Source organism: Chelatococcus asaccharovorans, assembly GCF_003201475.1.
GTDB classification, from domain to species: domain Bacteria; phylum Pseudomonadota; class Alphaproteobacteria; order Rhizobiales; family Beijerinckiaceae; genus Chelatococcus; species Chelatococcus asaccharovorans.
In genome coordinates this window covers 1-15,968 of record NZ_QJJK01000019.1, presented here as the reverse complement: position 1 = coordinate 15,968, position 15,968 = coordinate 1, and the positions used below count along the sequence as shown (strand labels likewise).

The window sequence follows — 15,968 nt, the reverse complement described above, 5'->3', positions numbered from 1 at the left end:
CTTCCGCCGGTTTTTCTGGACCGCGCCCGAAGGGAGGGCCGGCAGGGGTCGGCTCGAGCCTTCGGCCAAACCGTGAAGGAAAGGAATCTCCCATGACCAGAACCGCTCGTTCAAGCCGTCAATCCAGCAAGGTCGTCCAGCTCCGCAAGGGCGCCTCCCTCGAAATGGTCCGCCTCGCCTGTCCCGACAGCGCCCAGGCATCGCTCATTTCCGAAAGCTTTGGCCTCCCCGTCATCGACAGCGACGGCATCCGCGATCTCCATCGCAAGATCATCATCGACACGGCCGACTCCTTGAACGAAGGCCTCGGCGAACGGGCCATGCAGATCCATCTCCAACGGATCGTCGGCTCCTATGTCGGTTCCGCCCACGGTGCCGGTCAGTTCTATTCCCGGTCAGTCTCGGAAGCCCGCGATGCCACGGCCAGAAACGCCAACGACGACCGCGATTCGGACCTCGACGGTTCAGTCGGTTTCGACAGCGCCGCCCAGCGCAAGCGCGAATTCGCCGCCGATATGGGCATTCAGGCCCACGCGCTCCGCTGCGCCGCCGAAGGCGTCGTGGCCGCCTACGAAGAGGTCGTCGGCGAAGCCTGGAAGCCCTTCGAACGCCACGTCGAAAATCCTGGACAAACCGTCGATCGCAAGGCGGCCGAAATCCAGATGGCCGCTCTTGGCTGAGCGGCTCGGGCGGACCTCCGGCTCCGCCCTTTGAATGAGCTGGTTTGCACGCTTGCTATCCGCTTTGCAGATAGATTCTCCAATTCCTAATAACGGGAGCGGCCTGTGCTCTGTGTCTGTCGTGAACAGCCATCGTTGGCGGGCATTGGAGGTTTGAAGCAGACCTCTGTCGATCAACGAAATGACACTGGCCGCTTTTGGCTTCTGTCAACCGTCAGCGAGAACACGTCAGGGCGGGAGTAGTGGCCGCTGGCGTCGAATTTCCGGCGCGAGGCCCGGGCGGTGGAGACGTCGATCTCGGCATACAGGATGCCTTTCTCCCGGTGCATCGGCCCGGCGGCGATCCCGCCGAATGGCTTGTAGACCACGGCATCGCCGGGGTTCACCCACTCGTCCTTGTTCGGGAACAGAGTGTCGTAGTGGGGGATATCCGCGCGAGACGCAGGAGATGGTGTTCGACGCCCATGACCGGGCGTTCGCCTTCTTCCGCGGGGCGTGCACGCGCGGTATCTACGACAACATGAAGACGGCGGTTGACGCGATCTTCATCGGCAGGGATCGCCGCTACAACCGCCGCTTCGCGCAGATGTGCGGTCATTACCTTGTCGAACCGGAGGCCTGTACGCCGGCGTCGGGTTGGGAGAAGGGCCAGGTCGAGAATCAGGTCGGGCTGGTACGAGAACGCTTCTTCACGCCGCGTCTGCGCTTCAAGACGCTGGAGGACCTGAACGGCTGGCTGGCCGACAAATGCGTCTCCTGGGCCAAGGCGCACCGGCATCCCGAACAGGACGGCCGCACGATCTGGGAGGTGTTCGAGGAGGAGCGCGGCAGCTTCATTCCATATGCCGGACGCTTCGACGGCTTCCACTGTGTCCCGGCCTCGGTGTCGAAGACCTGCACGGTGCGCTTCGACAACAACAAATACTCGGTGCTGTCGAGCGCCGTCGGCCGGCCGGTCGAGATCCATGCCTATGCCGATCGCATCGTCATCCGCCAGGACGGCGTGGTCGTCGGCGAACATGCCCGCTGCTTCGGCCGCAACGAGGTGATCTACGACCCTTGGCATTACGTCCCGGTATTGGCCCGCAAACCCGGCGGGTTGCGCAACGGCGCACCGTTCAAGAACTGGGTTCTGCCGTCGGCCATGGAGAAGGTGCGTCGCAAGCTCAAGACAGTGGATGACGGCGACCGGCAGATGGTGTCGATCCTCACCTGTGTGCTGAGCGACGGATTGAACGCGGTCGAGGCGGCCTGTCAGGAGGCGCTCGATCACGGCGTCTCGTCGGCAGCGGTGATCCTCAACATCCTGGCCCGCCGCCGCGACCCGGCGCCGGGCACGATCCTTTCCATTCCCCAGGCGCTGAAGCTGGCTCACGAGCCGATCGCCGACTGCGCCCGCTATGACAGTCTCAGGAGGACGAACAGCCATGGAACGCACCGAGGTTCTGGAACTGATGGGCATGCTGAAGCTCTACGGGATGCGATCAGCCTATGACGAGATCATGGGCGTCGCCATCAAGCGCCAGCACGAACCACCGAAGATCGTCGGCGATCTGCTGCAGGCCGAGATATCCGAGAAGCAGGCCCGCTCCATCAAATACCAGCTCACCGTCGCCAAGCTGCCATTGGCCAAGGACATCGATGACTTCGACTTCACCGGCACGCCCGTCAACGAGAGCCTGATCCGTGATCTTGCCGGCGGAGCCTTTGTCGCCGATCAGCGTAACGTCGTCCTGGTCGGCGGCACCGGCACGGGCAAATCCCATCTGGCCATCGCCATTGCCCGGGCGCTCATCCGCAACGGTGCGCGCGGCCGCTTCTTCAATGTCGTCGACCTGGTCAACAGACTGCAGACCGAGACCCGTGCCGGCCGCCAGGGGCGCATTGCCGATCACCTGACCCGGCTCGACTTCGTCGTGCTCGACGAACTCGGCTATCTGCCCTTCGCCCAGGCCGGCGGGCAGTTGCTCTTCCATCTCGTCTCGAAGCTCTACGAGCGGACCAGCGTCATCATCACCACCAACCTGGCGTTCGGCGAATGGCCCACCGTCTTCGGCGACGCCAAGATGACCACGGCGCTGCTCGATCGACTTACCCATCACTGCGAGATCGTCGAGACCGGAAACGAATCCTGGCGCTTCAAGAGCCGCTCTCAAAGCTAAAGCCGAAAGCAAACGAGCCGCGCCCGATCAGGCTGTGCAACCCCGACCAGCTTCGCCTGATCGGGCGCTCACCGTCGTGCCCTCCATCAACCCAAAACCGGGGTTCCTTTTGCGCGAAAATACGGGGTCCCGATTCCACGGTCATTGACACACGAAGGGCTACTTCGTCTCGGAATCCTCGGTCTATCGCCTGCTCAAGGCCCATGACCTGATCACCAGCCCGGCCTTCATCGTCATTAAGGCCGCCGACGAATTCCATGACAAGACGACAGCGCCGAACCAGCTCTGGCAGGGCGCTCATACCGTCGAGCTGCTGGACTGGGCAACCGGTGGGCCCAGGTCGCGCTCGCTGCATCAGGCGAAGGATCTTGTTGCCTCGGACGCATAGAAGGCAAATGGGCCGTGTCGTAGTCAGAACGGGCCGATGTCATCACAAACCAAGGCTGGCGGGGCTATCTGGCCCCAAGTCTTGCGGAAACCTCTGCGGCGGCCGCAGCCACCAGCCGTCCGATCTCGTGGAGTTTCTCGTCGGACATTCTGATCGTGGGTCCGGATATGGAGATACCAGCCACGGCCTCTCCATAGCTGTTGGCGATCGAGGCAGCCACGCACCGCATGCCCGTGGTCCTCTCCTCATCGTCGACGGAATAGCCACGTCGCCGCGTCAGCCTGATTGACTCGCGCAATTCTTCGGCATTGACCATCGTCTTGTCAGTGAAGCGGGTGAAGGTCGCGGTTTTCAGGAAAGCCTCGAGGCGGTCGTCGTCGAAGGCGCTGAGAAGGGCTTTTCCGATACCCGAAGCGTGCAGCGGCGAGCGCATGCCCGGCGGGAAGAAGGCGCGGATCGTCTCATGTGTTTCGACCTGGCTCACGAACAGGACATCGCCGTCACGCTCGATCCCGAGGTTCGAGGTCTCGCCCGTCCTGATCATCAGATCACGCATGACTGAACGGCTGCGCTCGACAAGGTTCGTCCGGCGCAGAAACGCCGAACCAAGCCGGAACGCTTCAGGTCCGACGTACCACTCCTGCCGCTCCGTGTTCGCCTCGACATAGCCACGTTGCTTGAGCGTCGCGAGCACCCGGTGCATCGTAGCCGGGGACTGGTCCAGATAATCAGCCAACCCCGTCAGCGTAACACCTTCATGCGAAGCCAGCGCTTCCAGCACATCGAGGCCGCGATCGAGGGCCTGGATGCCGATGGCCGGCTTCGCCGAGATCGACCCCTTGGGGCGCCCACGTTTCCGGATAGGTCGCTGCATCAGAATCCTGCCTTTTTGCTCACGCTACAATAGAAAAATTCCGTTCACGAAATCAACTTGCATCTGCTAGAAAAATCTAAGATGCTGACAATGTGCGTATAATTCACAATTATGATGATTATGAAAAACGATTTCAAAAAAATTTACTAATCCTGCCGCCCGTGATAGCTGTCTTCTCACCCAAGGAGGAGACGTCCCATGAGCACGCAGAATCCGATTTTCATACCCGGCCCGACGAACATCCCCGAGGTGCTGCGCAAGGCCGTCGACATGCCGACGATAGATCATCGCAGCCCGCTATTCGGCAAGATCCTCCATTCCGCACTTGAAGGGGTGAAGAAGGTTCTCAAGACCGCCGAGGGTGAGGTCTTCGTCTTTCCGTCCACCGGTACAGGCGGTTGGGAGACGGCGATCACCAATGTCCTGTCGGCAGGCGACAAGGTTCTGGCGACGCGCAACGGCATGTTCAGCCACCGCTGGATCGACATGTGCCAGCGCCATGGGCTGGACGTGCAGGTCGTCACGCAGGAATGGGGCGAGGGCGTTCCAGCTGACAGGTTCGAGGAGATCCTGACCGCCGACACCGCCTATGAGATCAAGGTCGTGCTTGCCACACACAATGAGACCGCGACCGGCGTTCGCTCCGACATCGCGGCCGTGCGCCGCGCGCTCGACAACGCGAGGCACCCGGCCCTGCTCTTCGTCGACGGCGTCAGCTCGATCGCCTGCTACGATTTCCGCATGGACGAATGGGGCGTCGACGTCGCCGTCACCGGTTCGCAGAAGGGCTTCATGCTGCCGCCCGGCCTCGCCATCGTCGGCTTTTCGCCGAAGGCGCTGGCGGCTGTCGAGTCCGCCACGCTGCCGCGTACCTTCTTCGACATCCGGGATATGGCGAAGGGGTATGCTGCCAACGGCTTCCCCTACACGCCCCCGGTCGGCCTGCTGAACGGCCTGAAAGTGGCGACCGATATGCTGCTGGAGGAAGGGCTGGAGAATGTCTTCGCCCGCCACCATCGCATTGCCGAGGGTGTCCGCCGCGCCGTTTCCGCCTGGAGCCTCAGGCTCTGCGCGGCACGCCCGGAACTCTACTCCGACAGCGTCAGCGCCATCCGCACGCCGGACGGTTTCGATGCAAACAAGATCGTCGCCCATGCGCTCACTGCCTATGGCGTCGCCTTCGGCACGGGCCTTGGCGATGTCGCGGGCAAGGTGTTCCGCATCGGCCATCTCGGCAGCCTGACGGACGTCATGGCCTTGTCGGGCATCGCCACGGCCGAAATGGTCATGGCGGATCTCGGATTGCCGATCGCTCTCGGCTCCGGCGTCGCGGCCGCTCAGGACTATTATCGCCACAGCGCGGGAAGCGCGCTGAAGAAGGCGGCGTGATGGAGGATAGGCAGATGGTTATCCCAAGCTACGAGGACATGCTCGCCGCCCATGAGCGGATCAGGCCGCATATCCGGCTGACCCCGATCCGCACGTCGGACTATCTCAACGAGCTGACCGGCGCGCAGTTGTTCTTCAAATGCGAGAACCTTCAGGAGCCGGGCGCCTTCAAGGTGCGCGGCGCCACCAACGCTGTGTTCGGCCTGGACGAAACGCAGGCAGCCAAGGGCGTGGCGACGCACTCTTCGGGTAATCATGCCTCATGCCTGTCCTACGCGGCCATGCTGCGTGGGATTCCGTGCAACGTGGTCATGCCCCGCACCGCGCCGCAGGCGAAGAAAGACACGGTGCGACGCTATGGCGGCAAGATCACCGAATGCGAGCCGTCGACCTCGTCGCGTGAGGAAACCTTTGCCAAGGTTCAGGCCGCGACCGGGGGCGATTTCGTCCACCCCTACAACGATCCGCGCGTGATCGCGGGACAGGGCACCTGCGCCAAGGAGTTCATGGAGCAGGCTGACGGCCTTGAGTTCGTGGTCGCTCCGATCGGCGGCGGTGGCATGATCTCGGGAACCTGCCTGACGCTTTCGACGCTGGCGCCGGAGACCAAGGTGATTGCGGCCGAGCCCGAGCAGGCCGACGACGCCTACCGCAGCTTCAAGGCGGGTTACATCATCGCTGATGACGCGCCGAAGACCATCGCCGACGGCCTTTTGGTTCCACTCAAGGAACTCACCTGGCATTTCGTGTCGAACCATGTGTCGGAGATCTACACCGCATCCGACCAGGAGATCGTCGATGCGATGAAGCTGGCCTGGAAGCACCTGCGCGTCGTGCTGGAACCCTCCAGCGCGGTGCCGCTCGCGACCATCCTGAAGAACCGCGACGTGTTCGCCGGCAAGCGCGTCGGCGTCATCATCACCGGTGGCAATGTCGATCTCGACAAGCTTCCCTGGAACTGAGGAGAGGAACCATGAACGCACATACAGATTTCGCTGGCCTCGAGGTCGGATACGATGTTCCCGCCCTGCCGGGCATGGACGAGAAGGACATCCAGACGCCTTGCCTGATCCTCGATCTCGATGCGCTGGAACGCAACATCAAGAAGATGGGCGACTACGCGAAGGCCCATGGCATGCGCCACCGCGCCCACGGCAAGATGCACAAGTCGGTCGACGTGCTGAAGCTTCAGGAAACGCTGGGCGGCGCCATCGGCGTCTGCTGCCAGAAAGTCTCGGAAGCCGAGGTGTTCGTGCGTGGCGGCATCAAGGACGTTCTGGTGTCCAACCAGGTCCGCGACCCGGCCAAGATCGACCGCCTTGCCCGTCTGCCGAAGCTTGGCAGCCGCATCATCGTATGCGTGGACGATGTGGCTAACGTCGCCGATCTCTCGGCCGCCGCGCAGAAGCACGGCACCACGCTCGAATGTTTCGTCGAGATCGATTGCGGCGCCGGCCGATGCGGCGTGAAGACGACGCCGGAAGTGGTCGAGATCGCCAAGGCGATCGACGCCGCGCCGGGCCTCAAGTTCACCGGCATCCAGGCCTATCAGGGCGCGATGCAGCACATAGACAAATATGAGGACCGCAAGGCCAAACTCGATGCTGCGATTGCGCAGGTAAAAGACGCCGTCGAGGGATTGGAAGCGGTGGGGCTCGTGCCGGAGCTTGTCTCGGGAGGCGGCACGGGCTCCTACTATTTCGAGTCGGGATCGGGCGTGTACAACGAGCTCCAGTGCGGCTCCTACGCCTTCATGGACGCGGATTACGGCCGCATCCACGACCAGGACGGCAAGCGGATCGATCAGGGCGAATGGGAGAATGCGCTGTTCATCCTCACCTCTGTCATGAGCCATGCCAAGCCGACCCTCGCCGTCGTCGACGCCGGCCTCAAGGCCCAGTCGGTCGATAGCGGTCTGCCCTTCGTCTATGGCCGCGACGACGTGAAATACATCAAGTGCTCGGACGAGCACGGCGTTGTCGAGGATCTCGGCGGCGTTCTGAAGATCAATGAGAAGCTGCGCCTCGTGCCCGGCCACTGCGACCCGACCTGCAACGTCCATGACTGGTATGTCGGCGTGCGCAACGGCAAGGTCGAGACGCTCTGGCCGATCTCGGCCCGCGGCAAGGCATACTGACGCAGCCGGCCGGCGCGACATCCCGGCCGGGGATTTTCCTCCCCGGCCGCTGCCACACTTTCGGGAGGAATTTTCATGCTCATAGTCCCCGAACGCGAAATCGCCGGGCTGATCTCGGCGTCGGATTGCTTCACGGCGGTCGAGCAGGTCTTCGCATCGATGGCGAAGAAGTCGGCTTACAATTTTCCGGTGATCCGCGAGGCGATCGGCCATGCCGACGCGCTCTACGGCTTCAAGTCGGGCTTCGATCGCGAGAGCCTGGCGCTTGGTCTCAAGTCCGGCGGCTTCTGGCCGAACAATATGGCCAAGGGACTGACGAACCATCAGTCGACCGTGTTCCTGTTCGACGCCGACACCGGCAAATGCCGCGCGGTCGTCGGCGGCAATCTTCTGACGGCGCTCCGCACCGCCGCCGCGTCTGCCGTCTCGATCAAATATCTCGCGCGGCCCGACGCGAGGGTACTTGGCATGGTCGGCGCGGGCCATCAGTCGACATTCCAGCTCCGCGCGGCCCTCGACCAGCGTCCGTTCGAGAAGGTGGTCGGATGGAACCTTCATCCGGACGCGCTTGACCGGCTTGCCAAGGTCGCCGCCGAACGCGACGCTCCCTTCGAGGCCGTCGATCTCGACACGCTTGGCGGGCAGGCGGACGTAGTCATCACCATCACCTCTTCCTTCGCGCCGATCCTGAAGGCGACACAGATCCGGCCGGGCACCCATCTGGCCTGCATGGGCACCGACACAAAGGGCAAGCAGGAGGTCGAGGCCGAGCTGTTCGCCGCAGTGACCGCGTTTACCGACGAGATCGCGCAATCCGTCACCATCGGGGAAGCGCAGCACGCCGTCGCAAAGGGCCTGATCTCCGCCGACGACATCGTCGAAATCGGCGCGGTCATCAACGGCGACCATCCGGGGCGGACGAGTGCCGAGGAAATCACCCTGTTCGATGGAACGGGCGTCGGTCTTCAGGATCTCGCGGTCGCGTCGGCCACGGTCGATCTCGCCGTCAGGAAGGGCGTCACCGTCGACGTGGATCTCTGAACCGGCGCCCGCGGTTGCCGGGATCGCTGCGGCTTGATGAGCGCGCACTCATTAACGACATCTCTCCTCTGGAGATTCACGCATGTCCGTCGTCAGGGTTTTTGGGACAACATGCGGTTTGAGCTAGCGGAGGCTCTGGCCCATCAGGGTTGTCATTTTATGCTGCCGCTTCTCGATGAAGCAAGCGGCGCTGTCTGATGGTTTCGCGTTTGATCCTTTCCCTTTCCAGCATGATGATGTCGCCACGTCCGAAGTAGACATCGGCGGGTGTGAGATTGCCGATGCTCTCGTGGTATCGACGGTGGTTGTAATAATCGACGAAGCCGGCAATCTGCCGCTCGAGATCGCCCGGCAGGAAGTAGTTTTCGAGCAGGATGCGGTTCTTCAACGTCTGGTGCCAGCGCTCGATCTTGCCCTGAGTCTGCGGGTGAAGTGGCGCTCCGCGGACATGGCTCATGCCGAGTGCGACGGTGCGTCGAGCTTTCCGGACATCCACGGCAAGAGGGTGGCGTAATGGTCGCCCTCGATCCCCGCACACGCCTCTTCCGCATGGAGGAGGCGCGCCGGCAGACGCAGCACCAGCTCGACATGATCGAGCGCCAGATCATGCGGCGGATGACGGCGCTGATCCCGCAATTGCAGCCGAAGCGCAAAGCCTTCCATCGCGGCAGGCCGCCCGATCCGGCAGCCTTCCTCGAACGCTATCGGTCCAATCTTGCCGCGATCACGGCTGAGCGCCAGCACGAAATCGACGCCCTGTCGCGCAAGCTGGCGCGGCAGGATGATGCCATTGCGGCGTTTCGCGAGCGCTATCGCATCGAACATACCCGCGCCGCCTGAGGCGGGGGCGGTCTGTCGTGGCGCAGTTCGGCTCGCCATGTTCGTGCTGACCTTTGCCTGTTCCCTATGGGCAATGGGACCTGCCCGTGCCAGCCCTCCCTTCGGTTCTGGCTGCGGTCTAAACCGGCGGCCGTGCGCTTCAAGGCCGCGTTCCGCGCCGCGTGGCGGCCGGAGCAACCGATCTCGGCAAATCAGGCCCGCGGTCCTCGCAGGGCGTTCCGCCCCGCTTGCCCGCAAGCCGGATTCGCTCGATCCGGCTGCCCCGGACCCTGAAGCGCCCGCCTGCGCGCCGGTTTTCCTGACCGCGCCCGAAGGGAGGGCTGGCAAGAGCCGGTCCGAGCCGGAGGGACAAGCAAAGGAAGGAAACTCCCATGGCCAGAACCGCTCCACGACAGAGCGCCCGCGTGGTCCCGCTGCGCAAGGGCACGTCCCTTGAGATGGTCCGTCTTGCCTGCCCCGATACAGCGCAGGCGATCCTGATCGCCGAAAGCTTCGGCTCGCCGGTTGTCGACAGCGACGGCATCCGCGAATTGCACGAGCGCATGATCAGGGAGACCGCCGAAGCGCTCGGCGAAGGCCTTGGCGAGCGCGCGATGCAGATTCACCTGCAACGCATCGTTGGAGCCTATGTCGGTTCCGCCCACGGCGCCGGCCAGTTCTACAGCCGGGCAGTGACCGAGGCGCGCGACGCAACCGCCAAGGCCGCCAACGACCTCCGCGACGAGGATATCGACGGTCCGGTCGGCTTCGACAGCGCCGCCCAGCGCAAGCGGGAGTTTGCCGCCGACATGGGCATTCAGGCCCATGCGCTGCGCATGGCCGCCGAAGGCGCGGTAGCCGCTTACGAGCACATTGTTGGCGAACGCTGGAAGCCCTACGAACGCCAGGTCGACAATCCCGGCCAGACGCTGGACCGCAAGGCCGCTGAACTCCAGATGGCGGCTCTGGGCTGATCGCCCATGGGCGGAGCTTCGGCTCCGCCTTTCTTTTCGTCAGGCCGGCGACTTGAGAATGTAGATACGATCATCTACATTGTGTCTTAGATTATCTACATGGAGGCAGCAATGCCCATCAACGTCAACAATCCGGAGGCCGATGCGCTGACCCGCAAGTTCGCCAGGCTTGCCGGCGTCAATATCACCGATGCGATCGTCATCGCCATGAAAGAAGCGATCGAACGTCGGCGCAACGCCGAAACGCCACTCCAGACCGCTGCAAAACTCCGCGAGAAACATGGCGTTGCACTCAGCGACGAGGCGAAGAAGCCTTTGCCGCGCGAGGCCTTCGACGAGATGTGGGACGAAGGCTGATGTTCGTCGACGCCTGCGCCATCATTGCGCTCCTGTCCGACGAACCAGAAGCGCAGCGCGTATCCGACGCACTCGCCGGCGCGAAGAAGCCGATCACCTCGCCGGTCGCCGTGCTGGAAGCAGCGCTCGGTCTCGCCCGACCCGACAAGTTCGGCATGTCGGTCGAGGCCGTCGAGCCGATTATTCTGGAATTCCTTGACGCGCGAGGCATCGAGATACGCGACCTGCCGCCTGCGAAGCGGGTCACTTCCCTTGCCCTGTCGGCGGCGCATCGTTTCCGCTCTGGTCGTCACGGTCTCAATCTCGGCGACTGCCTCCATTATGCCTGCGCCAGATATTATCGGGTGCCGATCCTCGCGACTGATGACGAGTTTCGGCAGACCGATCTCGAAACAGTTCCCTGACCTGCCTCACATCCACTTGTGATCGGCTGATCCTCGGCGATCCCGCTCTGGCGCACCGCACCTTTTCCTCCGTATGCAATGGCCGGTTCCACTGGAGCCGGCCTTTCTCCATGTCGCGTTTGCGTCTGGCAGTGGCGGGCTGACGCCCTGCGGCCCGTCCCGGCTGGTGGTCCTGCCGGGGTCGGCGGCCTGCGCAACGGCTTCGCCGTCCTCCACTTCGTTTCGGCCCCAAGGACCACCCCATTGCGCAAGCGCAACGGGGACCCCGGTGGGTGCGCAGATCCGCCTGAACACCCCGGCCACGGACCTCCGCGACGGGCCGCGATGGGCGTCGCTCAATCAGGAGGTTATGAAAATGACGAAAACCGATAAAGGCTCGCGCGCCGACATCTATACGAAGATCACCGAGCGCATCGTCGCCGATCTTGAAAAGGGCGTTCGCCCATGGGTTCAGCCATGGCGTGCCGGAAACGCCAGCGGTCGAGTGACGCGGCCCCTTCGCCATAATGGACAGTGCTACACCGGCCTGAACGTGCTGCTGCTATGGTCGGAGTCGATGGCGCGTGGCTTCACCTCGCCATACTGGATGACGCTCCGCCAGGCCAATGAGCTGGGTGCGAAGGTCCGTAAGGGCGAAACAGGCTCAACCGTCATCTATGCCAGCCGGTTCACCAAAACCGAGGTTGACGCGCGTGGCGGAGAGGTGGAACGCGATATCCCGTTCCTGAAGACCTACAGCGTGTTCAGCGCGGATCAGATTCTCGGCTTACCCGACCACTATTACCGGCAGGCGGAGCCTGTCGCCGATCCTGTCGAACGCATCGAGCATGCCGATCGCTTTTTCGACAATACCGGCGCCGTGATCCGCCATGGCGGGTCGAAGGCGTTCTATTCGCCCGCAAGCGACCACATCCAGATGCCACCCTTCGAGTCCTTCCAGGATGCGGCGTCCTACGTGGCCGTCCTCGGGCATGAGCATATCCATTGGACGGCGGATTCCCGACGTGTCGGACGCGATCTCAGCCGGTATGGCAAGGATCGCAGCGAGCGCGCCCGCGAGGAACTCGTGGCCGAGATCGGCGCGGCGCTGCTCTGTGCCGATCTCGGCGTCGTTCCGGAACTCGAGCCGCGTCCCGACCATGCCAGCTATGTCGAGTCATGGCTTCGTGTGCTCGAGGGTGACAGAAAGGCGATCTTCCAGGCCGCCGCGCATGCTCAGCGTGCTGTCGCCTACCTACACGACCTGCAGCCGCAGGCGAAAACCGAGCGGGAGGCGGCGTAATGTCCATCCCCCAATGCTCCCGCCTGCTCGGCGTCTATGCCGGACACCTGCATCGGCTGGTACGTCCGACGAAAGCGGAGATGGCCGGCCATGTTCCGGAGGCTTCGCCCGGCCGCGCGCCCACCCGATCACGGGAGGACGCGTGATGCTTCTCGCGAGCAATCCCCGGATCAGGGCGCTGATCGCGAACGGCACGCCCGTCGCGATTGGCGTCTCCGGCGGAAAGGACAGCCAGGCCGCCGCCCTTTCCGTGTTCGAGCATCTTGACCATGCCGGCCACATCGGGCCGCGCATCCTGGTCCATTCCGACCTCGGCTCGGTCGAATGGCAGGATTCGCTTCCGGTCTGCCGGCAGCTTGCGGAACACCTCGATGTCGAGCTGGTCGTGCTGCGGCGTGAGCGCGGCGACCTCATGGACAGGTGGGAAAGCCGCTGGCGATCCAGCGTGACCCGTTATCAGGACCTCAGCACGGTGACGCTGGTGCCTTGCTGGAGCACGCACTCGATGCGCTTCTGCACCTCCGAAATGAAGACGCATCCGATCGAGGCGATGCTGAAGCGCCGCTTTCCGGCCCGGCCCATCATCAACGTGACCGGCGTGCGGCGGGCCGAAAGCCGTCGTCGAGCGAGATTGGAGATCGCCGAGCAGGGCCGGGATGACCGTATATGGAACTGGCGGCCGATCCTGGAATGGAGTGAGGACGAGGTATTCGCGTGCATCGCGCGGCAGGGTCAGGAACCGCATCCCACCTATCGCGAGTTCGGCATGAGCCGCGTGTCCTGTCGCTTCTGCATCATGTCCAGTTTGCCGGACCTCATCGCCGCAACCAGGCAGGGGGAGGCGCAGGAGATCTATCGTCGGATGGTGTCGCTCGAGATCCGCAGCAGCTTCGCGTTCCAGGGCGCGAGATGGCTGGGCGATATCGCGCCCCAACTTCTCGTTCGAGAGGACCGCCGGCGATTGGCGGCAGCCAAGGCTCGCGCGGCCAGGCGGGTCGAGCTGGAAAGCCGGATCTCTCAGGCAATGCTCTACGTGCGGGGCTGGCCCACACGAATGCTCACCGACGGCGAAGCGGAGACCCTCGCGTCGGTCCGTCGCGGAGTGAGCGACCTGTTCGGCTTCCGCTCCCGCTGCCTCGACCGTGAGGCCATCCATGCACGCTACGCCGAACTCCTCGACGAAGGTGCGCGTCGAGGGGGTCGCACTCACGCTTGAAGCTGTGGGTTTCATGGTGCCCCCGGTCGCGCCGCCGGCGCGACAGCTGACACCTACGCTTTTGATCGAAGCCAGAAATGAGGAGATTATACAGATGAACCTCCACGAAGCTGCCGCGCTCGCCTAGCGCGAGGGTAGGCGAGAGGTGCGGTTCGCCACCATGCTCTACAGGAGCATGGGGTTCCGCATGACCCTCACGCGCATTCATCGAGCTGCCATGCGCATGGGATTCAACGACGGCGACATGCGCAGTCGGGCTGGCGTTCGTCATTCATATGCATTACATTGGCGCGAGAAGGAGACAATCATGCCTGCAAACGCATTGGTTCAGACGCGGATCGACGCCGATGTCCGCGATCGCGCATCGGCCGTCCTGGAAAGCATGGGCCTCACGGTCTCTGATGCGGTGCGCATCCTGCTTACCCGCACCGCCAACGAAGGCGCTCTTCCGCTCGAGCTGCTCTCGAACAGCGAGGCGCACGACGCCTGGTTCCGCGCCAAGGTGCGCGAGGCGCTGGAGGACAGCCGGCCCGACATTTCCGACGATGAGGTCGAGGCGCATTTCGCCGGCCGGCGCGCTGCCGCGCGCCGCAAGGTCGGCGACCGCGGATCGTGAGACTCACCTGGTCCGCCTTTTCGCTCTCCGATCGCGACGGCATCTTCACCTATATCGAAGCCCACAATCCCGCTGCGGCCATCGCCATCGACGAGCGGATCGTAGCGGCGGCACGGCGCCTTCGCGATTTCCCTGAAAGCGGGCGACCTGGCCGCGTCGCCGGCACGCGCGAGCTTGTCATCACCGGGTCACCCTACGTCGCGTCCTATCAGGTGACCGGCGAGGTGGTGCGTATCCTGCGCGTGCTGCACGGCGCCCAGCAATGGCCGGACGATCTGCCGGACGGCTGATACTGCCCGCCCTTTTCGCGCCCGGCATGGCGCGCGCAAAAACCTTGGCCGTGCGGGCGGCTCGTGTTCGAAGAGCAGACCTCGCGCTTCGGGCGGCTCCAGATAAGAACGTGGCGCTCTCCCCCTGTCTCGCAGCCAGAGCGCTCAAGAGGGTGAGCGGCGCCGTGAAGCCCGGATCGGATGCTTGAGCGGAGAAGCAGGACGGGCCATCGCCGGAGCGTGTTCACTGCACGGTGATCGCGATGCCGTCATGGGCCATGGATAAAGAAAGCGGGCGTCGGGGAGGGCGCATTCGACCGGGCTCTGGCGAATGTGGCGATGAGAAGCTGCCGTCGCGCGGGTGAGAACAGTACCCGCGACCATGTTGCCGCTGGCATTCTCCCGCATTCCACCGATGAGCGAGCAACCACGCCACGGCTCCGTTCCGGTTCTGGACATCGGCGCACCAACGCAGACCTCGATGGATTCGGTATGTCCGAAGGCCGACTGCGTCTCGATCGTCCTCCCGCAACGTCCGCAATCGACAATTTTCCGCCGGCGGTAAACCGCCTTTGCATCGCGACCCAAAATTGCCGCTTCCGGCCGCCCTCCACTGCGTTCCGGCCCGGTGGGTGCGGGCCGATCGCCTCCGGTCCATTTACCGCCATCGAGGCCACGATTGGCGCGGCCCGATTGAACCGGAAAGGAACCTACCATGGCTGTCATCGGCGAATTCAAGACCAGCGGCAACACGATCACCGGCAACGTCCGCACTCTCACCGTCGGCTTCAAGGCCCGCCTGAACCCGATCGACCGAGTCTCTCGCGACGCACCGGACTTCCGCATCATGGCCGGCAACGGCGTCGAGATCGGTGCGGGCTGGAACGCGGTCTCCAATGACGGCGAGCCCTACATCTCCGTCAAGCTGGACGATCCGAGCTTCACCGCCCCGATCACCGCAGCGCTCTGGCCGAGCGAGACGGAGGGAGACTACGCCCTCATCTGGAACCGCCCGAAGCGCGAGGCCTGATCCTCGCACACAGGAGCCCCGCCGCACCGGCGGGGTTTCCCGTGCACTGGATGAAGCCGCAACCGGGCATCGAGCCTGCTTGCGGCTTGCCGGGCGTCAGGCTGGATTGTGTCTGCTCAGACCGTCCAAGTCTGCCATGGCGGTCCGGACGCCTCAAGGACGAGCGGTTCCCCCAAAATGCCTACGCATTTCGGCTCCCCCACTCGCCGCCGTTGGCGGTCGCGTTCCGCGATCCCCGACCCATCCGGCCCGCCATGCCAGCCGGCGTCGTCTTTCACGAAACATCAGGAGATGACGATGTCGATCGATCAGCATATTGAAGAACTGCGT

At 63.7% G+C, this 15,968-nt stretch carries 18 protein-coding genes and 3 pseudogenes; 18 read left to right on the top strand and 3 right to left on the bottom strand.

The features are described 5' to 3' along the window. Nucleotides 1–92 precede the first annotated feature (92 nt). Nucleotides 93–680: a hypothetical protein gene (locus C7450_RS30480; RefSeq protein WP_110378264.1), complete on the top strand. Its 588-nt coding sequence runs from the start codon at nt 93–95 to the stop codon at nt 678–680. Nucleotides 681–853: 173 nt separating this feature from the next. Here the strand turns inward: C7450_RS30480 and C7450_RS30475 are convergent, their stop codons facing one another. Then, nucleotides 854–1,066 (bottom strand): carbon-nitrogen hydrolase family protein, encoded by a 213-nt coding sequence (locus C7450_RS30475; RefSeq protein WP_210206584.1) that lies wholly within the window; start codon nt 1,064–1,066, stop codon nt 854–856. A 41-nt stretch (nt 1,067–1,107) separates the two neighbouring features. On the opposite strand from C7450_RS30475, the pseudogene C7450_RS30470 reads away from it, so the two are divergent. The 3 genes and pseudogenes from C7450_RS30470 to C7450_RS30460 form a co-directional block, all read left to right on the top strand. Then, nucleotides 1,108–2,175: pseudogene (locus C7450_RS30470) on the top strand (IS21/IS408/IS1162 family transposase); the annotation flags it as partial. Continuing rightward, the gene (gene istB / locus C7450_RS30465; RefSeq protein WP_110378263.1) at nt 2,108–2,842 is read left to right on the top strand and encodes an IS21-like element helper ATPase IstB; all 735 of its coding nucleotides are present in this window, start codon (nt 2,108–2,110) and stop codon (nt 2,840–2,842) included. The pseudogene C7450_RS30470 and the gene istB, both read left to right, overlap by 68 nt. A 160-nt stretch (nt 2,843–3,002) precedes the next feature. Continuing rightward, nucleotides 3,003–3,164 (top strand): annotated as a pseudogene (locus C7450_RS30460) (IS3 family transposase); the annotation flags it as partial. 130 nt (nt 3,165–3,294) lie between these two features. On the opposite strand, the gene bhcR reads toward C7450_RS30460, so the two are convergent. Beyond that, nucleotides 3,295–4,104, bottom strand: coding sequence for an HTH-type transcriptional regulator BhcR (gene bhcR / locus C7450_RS30455; protein WP_110378262.1), 810 nt, complete (start codon nt 4,102–4,104; stop codon nt 3,295–3,297). A 198-nt stretch (nt 4,105–4,302) separates the two neighbouring features. Between bhcR and bhcA the strand changes: the two genes are divergently transcribed. From bhcA to bhcD, 4 genes are all read left to right on the top strand, one after another. Continuing rightward, nucleotides 4,303–5,493 (top strand): L-aspartate--glyoxylate aminotransferase BhcA, encoded by a 1,191-nt coding sequence (gene bhcA, locus C7450_RS30450; RefSeq protein WP_110378261.1) that lies wholly within the window; start codon nt 4,303–4,305, stop codon nt 5,491–5,493. A 14-nt stretch (nt 5,494–5,507) separates the two neighbouring features. Beyond that, nucleotides 5,508–6,455 (top strand): beta-hydroxyaspartate dehydratase BhcB, encoded by a 948-nt coding sequence (bhcB, locus tag C7450_RS30445; RefSeq protein WP_210206583.1) that lies wholly within the window; start codon nt 5,508–5,510, stop codon nt 6,453–6,455. Between the two features lie 11 nt (nt 6,456–6,466). Beyond that, nucleotides 6,467–7,630 (top strand): 3-hydroxy-D-aspartate aldolase BhcC, encoded by a 1,164-nt coding sequence (bhcC, locus tag C7450_RS30440; RefSeq protein WP_110378259.1) that lies wholly within the window; start codon nt 6,467–6,469, stop codon nt 7,628–7,630. Nucleotides 7,631–7,705: 75 nt separating this feature from the next. Further along, entirely contained in the window at nt 7,706–8,671 is a 966-nt protein-coding gene (bhcD, locus tag C7450_RS30435) for an iminosuccinate reductase BhcD (protein WP_110378258.1), read from the top strand. Nucleotides 8,672–8,828: 157 nt separating this feature from the next. Here bhcD and C7450_RS30430 read toward each other — a convergent pair. After that, a pseudogene (locus C7450_RS30430) lies at nt 8,829–9,131 on the bottom strand (integrase core domain-containing protein); the annotation flags it as partial. A gap of 53 nt (nt 9,132–9,184) precedes the next feature. Between C7450_RS30430 and C7450_RS30425 the strand changes: the two are divergent. The 10 genes from C7450_RS30425 (at nt 9,185) to C7450_RS30380 (ending at nt 15,638) form a co-directional block, all read left to right on the top strand. Next, complete coding sequence (locus C7450_RS30425) at nt 9,185–9,511, top strand: hypothetical protein (protein WP_110378257.1); 327 nt, start codon at nt 9,185–9,187, stop codon at nt 9,509–9,511. 371 nt (nt 9,512–9,882) lie between these two features. Next, complete coding sequence (locus tag C7450_RS30420; protein ID WP_110378256.1) at nt 9,883–10,464, top strand: hypothetical protein; 582 nt, start codon at nt 9,883–9,885, stop codon at nt 10,462–10,464. Between the two features lie 111 nt (nt 10,465–10,575). Beyond that, entirely contained in the window at nt 10,576–10,821 is a 246-nt protein-coding gene (locus tag C7450_RS30415) for a type II toxin-antitoxin system VapB family antitoxin (protein WP_110378255.1), read from the top strand. Continuing rightward, nucleotides 10,821–11,225, top strand: a complete 405-nt coding sequence (locus C7450_RS30410) for a type II toxin-antitoxin system VapC family toxin (protein WP_110378254.1) — start codon at nt 10,821–10,823, stop codon at nt 11,223–11,225. Before C7450_RS30415 ends, C7450_RS30410 begins: the two co-directional genes overlap by 1 nt. A 355-nt stretch (nt 11,226–11,580) precedes the next feature. Continuing rightward, nucleotides 11,581–12,507, top strand: a complete 927-nt coding sequence (locus C7450_RS30405; RefSeq protein ID WP_110378330.1) for an ArdC family protein — start codon at nt 11,581–11,583, stop codon at nt 12,505–12,507. Then, nucleotides 12,507–12,653, top strand: a complete 147-nt coding sequence (locus C7450_RS34195; protein ID WP_170147531.1) for a hypothetical protein — start codon at nt 12,507–12,509, stop codon at nt 12,651–12,653. Before C7450_RS30405 ends, C7450_RS34195 begins: the two co-directional genes overlap by 1 nt. Next, nucleotides 12,653–13,723, top strand: coding sequence for a phosphoadenosine phosphosulfate reductase domain-containing protein (locus C7450_RS30400; protein ID WP_110378253.1), 1,071 nt, complete (start codon nt 12,653–12,655; stop codon nt 13,721–13,723). Before C7450_RS34195 ends, C7450_RS30400 begins: the two co-directional genes overlap by 1 nt. 307 nt (nt 13,724–14,030) lie before the next feature. Beyond that, nucleotides 14,031–14,339: a type II toxin-antitoxin system RelB/DinJ family antitoxin gene (locus C7450_RS30395; RefSeq protein WP_110378329.1), complete on the top strand. Its 309-nt coding sequence runs from the start codon at nt 14,031–14,033 to the stop codon at nt 14,337–14,339. Beyond that, nucleotides 14,336–14,629 carry a type II toxin-antitoxin system RelE/ParE family toxin gene (locus C7450_RS30390; RefSeq protein WP_110378252.1) on the top strand — a complete coding sequence of 98 codons (294 nt, stop codon included), beginning with the start codon at nt 14,336–14,338 and terminating at the stop codon, nt 14,627–14,629. The genes C7450_RS30395 and C7450_RS30390 overlap by 4 nt, the downstream gene beginning before the upstream one ends. Nucleotides 14,630–15,323: 694 nt before the next feature. Further along, nucleotides 15,324–15,638: a DUF736 domain-containing protein gene (locus tag C7450_RS30380; RefSeq protein WP_110378250.1), complete on the top strand. Its 315-nt coding sequence runs from the start codon at nt 15,324–15,326 to the stop codon at nt 15,636–15,638. The last annotated feature ends 330 nt before the right edge of the window (nt 15,639–15,968 follow it).